The 3,536-nt window shown below is 68.9% G+C and carries 3 protein-coding genes; 2 read left to right on the forward strand and 1 reads right to left on the reverse strand.

Annotated elements, in window-relative coordinates:
• On the forward strand, window positions 1-1,513 hold a 1,513-nt coding region (locus GJV64_RS12650; RefSeq protein WP_328799187.1), incomplete at its 5' end, for a TPR end-of-group domain-containing protein.
• 7 nt (window positions 1,514-1,520) lie between these two features.
• Here GJV64_RS12650 and GJV64_RS12655 read toward each other — a convergent pair.
• Entirely contained in the window at window positions 1,521-2,753 is a 1,233-nt protein-coding gene (locus tag GJV64_RS12655) for an acyl-CoA dehydrogenase (RefSeq protein ID WP_235927741.1), read from the reverse strand.
• Between the two features lie 155 nt (window positions 2,754-2,908).
• On the opposite strand from GJV64_RS12655, the gene GJV64_RS12660 reads away from it, so the two are divergent.
• Window positions 2,909-3,536 (forward strand): TolC family protein (locus tag GJV64_RS12660; protein ID WP_164157644.1); only part of this gene is annotated, 628 nt, incomplete at its 3' end.

Consider the following 3,536-nt stretch of genomic DNA (forward strand, 5'->3'; position numbering starts at 1 on the left):
GCGAGCGGACCCGGCCAGGGCAAAACCGGCGCGCATCGACCGCCGGCTGCTGCTGGCGGGTGGCGGGCTGGCGCTAGCCGGCGGCGGTTTTCTCGCCTGGCAGCGCCTTGGCGGCGACGCGGCCAGCAGCACGCAGGCCAACAGCGTTGCCGTGCTGCCGTTCCGCAACCTGTCGGGTGACAAGGAGCGCGACTATTTCGCCGAAGGGCTGACCGAGGAGCTGCGCAGCACCCTGAGCGTCAACCGGCAGCTGCTGGTCAGCGGATCGGGATCGGCGCGCGGCTTTGGTGCCGCCGACATCGATGTGCGCCAGGTGGCAACGGCGCTGGGCGTCAACAATCTGCTGACCGGGTCGGTCCGCCAGTCCGACGCGCGGGTGCGCATTTCGGCCCGCCTGGTTGACGGGGTGACCGGCTTCGAGCGCTGGAGCCAGACGTTTGACCGCGCCGTGGCCGACGTGCTGGCCGTGCAGGCCGAAATCGCCAGCACCGTGGCCGATGCGCTGATCTCCACGCTGGCCAAGGATCCGCGGTGGCGGGCGCAGCGGCCGGGCGGCACGCGGGACGCCAGCGCCTTTGATGCCTATCTCCAGGGTGGCCGGCTTTACAGCCTGGGCCAGACCGAGACCGATCGCCAGGCGCTGGCCGCCTTTGACAAGGCGATCGCCATCGACCCCGCCTATGCCGCCGCCCATGCTGCCCGCGCCAACACGCTGGTGGCCATCGCCAACCAGGATCCCGATGTCGCGCATGGCCAGCAGCTGCGCCGGACCGCGCTGGCCAGTGCCCGCCAGGCGATCAGGCTGGCGCCCGACATGGGCGAAGCCCACGCCACCCTTGGCTTCCTGCTGATGAGCCAGCTCGACATGGCAGGCGCCCGGCTATCCTATCAGCGGGCCTTCGACTTCGGCTTTGGTGATGCCTCGATCCTTGCGGCTTGCGCGGAATTCTTCACCAACCTCGGCGATTTCGACAGGGCCAGGGCCGCCCTTCGCCGGGCCAAGGATCTTGATCCGCTCAACGCGGGCGTCTTCCGTCTTGCGGGCACGCTGGCCTTTGCCACCCGGGATTATGATACGGCCCGTGCCGAGCTCAAGACCGTGGAGACATTGCGACCCGGCCGGCCGATCGTGCAGCGCATGCTGGGGGACATGGCGCTGATCTCGGGCGATGTCGCCGCCGCCCACCGCCATTATCTGGCCGAACCCAGCAAGCTGTCGCGGCTGCGCGGCCTGGCCATCACCGAGGCGCAGCTGAACGGCGCTGCCGCCGGCGAGGCCCAGATGGCAAAGCTGGTGGCCGAATATGGCGACGGCGGCCTCTATCAGCAGGGCGAGGTGCTGGCGCAGTGGGGCCGCATCGAGGAGGCGCTCACCACGCTGGAAAAGGCACTGCAGCTGCGCGATGCCGGGCTGGCGCTGGCCAGCTATGATCCGCTGCTCGACCCCCTGCGCAAGCAGCCGCGGTTCCTCGCCATCCTCACCAGCATCGGCATCACGCCAAAGGCGGCGTGACGGCTGATCAGAAGAAGGCCTGCAGCCCAGTCTGCGCGCGGCCCAGGATCAGGGCGTGGACGTCGTGGGTGCCTTCATAGGTGTTCACGGCTTCCAGGTTCATGACATGGCGGATCACGCCATATTCATCGGAAATGCCGTTGCCGCCATGCATGTCGCGGGCCTCGCGCGCGATGGCCAGCGCCTTGCCGCAATTGTTGCGCTTCAACAGCGAGATGGCCTCGGGGGCCAGCCGCTTCTCATCCATCAGGCGGCCGCCGGCCAGCGCTGCGGTGAGGCCCAGTGTGATCTCGGTCTGCATGTCGGCCAGCTTCTTCTGGACAAGCTGGGTGGCGGCCAGCGGCCGACCGAACTGCTGCCGGTCGAGCGTGTATTGCCGGGCGGCGTGCCAGCAGAACTCGGCCGCGCCCATTGCGCCCCAGGCGATGCCATAGCGGGCATTGTTGAGGCAGCCGAACGGCCCGGCCAGCCCTTCCACGCCCTTAAGCAGCCTGTCCTCTGGCAGGTGGACATCGGCCAGCACGATCTCGCCCGTGACACCGGCGCGCAACGAGAACTTGCCTTCAATCTTCGGCGTCGAGAAGCCGGCATCGCCGCGCTCGACGATGAAGCCCCTGATCTTGTCGTCCTCGCACTTGGCCCAGATCACGGCGACATCGGCAAGCGGGCTGTTGGTGATCCACATCTTGGCGCCATTGAGCACCCAGCCGCCGCCCACCCGCTTCGCCCGCGTCTTCATGCCTGCCGGGTCGGAGCCGGCATCGGGTTCGGTCAGGCCGAAGCAGCCAACCAGTTCGCCGCTCGCCAGGCCGGGCAGATAGCGCTGCCGCTGCGCTTCCGAGCCATAGGCCCAGATCGGATACATCACGAGGCTCGACTGCACGCTCATGGCCGAGCGATAGGCCGAATCCACCCGCTCCACCTCGCGGGCCACGAGGCCATAGGCCACGTAGGAAGCGCCGGCGCAGCCATAGCCCTTGATGGTGGGGCCAAGCAGGCCGGCGGCGCCGAACTTCGCCATGAGCGCCGGATCGAAGGTCTCGTGGCGGTTGGCCAGCTTCACCGCCGGCATCAGCTCCGCATCGCAGAAGGCGCGCGCCGCATCGCGGATCATCGTCTCCTCTTCGGTCAGCTGGCTGGCCAGCAGCAGCGGATCCTGCCAGTCGAAACTGGGCCACTTCTTGGCATGATGCTGGACGTCGGCGGTGGCAGTTTCTGGGGCGGCGGCGTCTGGTGCCATGATGATGCTCCTTGCTGATCCCTGTTTACGCTGCTGGCGCGCCCGCGCCAAGGCGATGCCTGTCGCAGCCGGAGCGCTGGCCACTGTTCTTGCCGGCGAGTCGCGGAGCCTGTATCACGGCGACCATGATGATGGTGGGTGGAAACAGGGGACTGATGCGGCGGGTGCTTGCAATTCTCGCAGGTCTGGCCGCAGCCGTGCCGCAGGTCGCTGCGGCGCAGGGCAGCGTGGCCGCTACCAGCGAGGCTGCCAGTGCTGCCGACAAGGCCTGGTTGGCCGGGCTGACGGCGCGGCCTCTCACCGATCTGCCAGTCCGGGTGCGCACCGCCATCGATGCGCTGCCCCTGCTTGGCGAAGGCCGCGAGGGTGTCAACGTGGCGACCGCGCAGACGGCCCAGGCCCGCAGCCGCCTGTTCCCGGTGCTGGGCCTTGACCTGCAGACCGCCGACACGGTGGCGCGCAGCTTCGAACGGCCGGCGACCATCTTTGAAAGCCTCATCCCACGCCGGCGCACCGATGCCATCGGCTCGGTCAACCAGCTGCTGGTGGACTGGGGCGCCACGTCGGCGCGCATCCGTGCCGGCCGGCTGGGCGAGGATGCGGCCGAAGCCAATTTGGAACAGGCCCGGCTGGACACCGCCGTGGCCGCCATCGCCGCCTGGCACGACGTGATCGCCGCCCGCCACGCGCTGGCGCTGGGCGAAACCCACGTGCTGCGGTTGCAGCGCATCGCCGAGGGGGTGAAGGCGCGCACCGCCGCCGGTGCCGACAGTGCTGCGGATG

This window comes from Sandarakinorhabdus rubra (genome assembly GCF_010994245.1).
GTDB lineage: Bacteria > Pseudomonadota > Alphaproteobacteria > Sphingomonadales > Sphingomonadaceae > Sandarakinorhabdus > Sandarakinorhabdus rubra.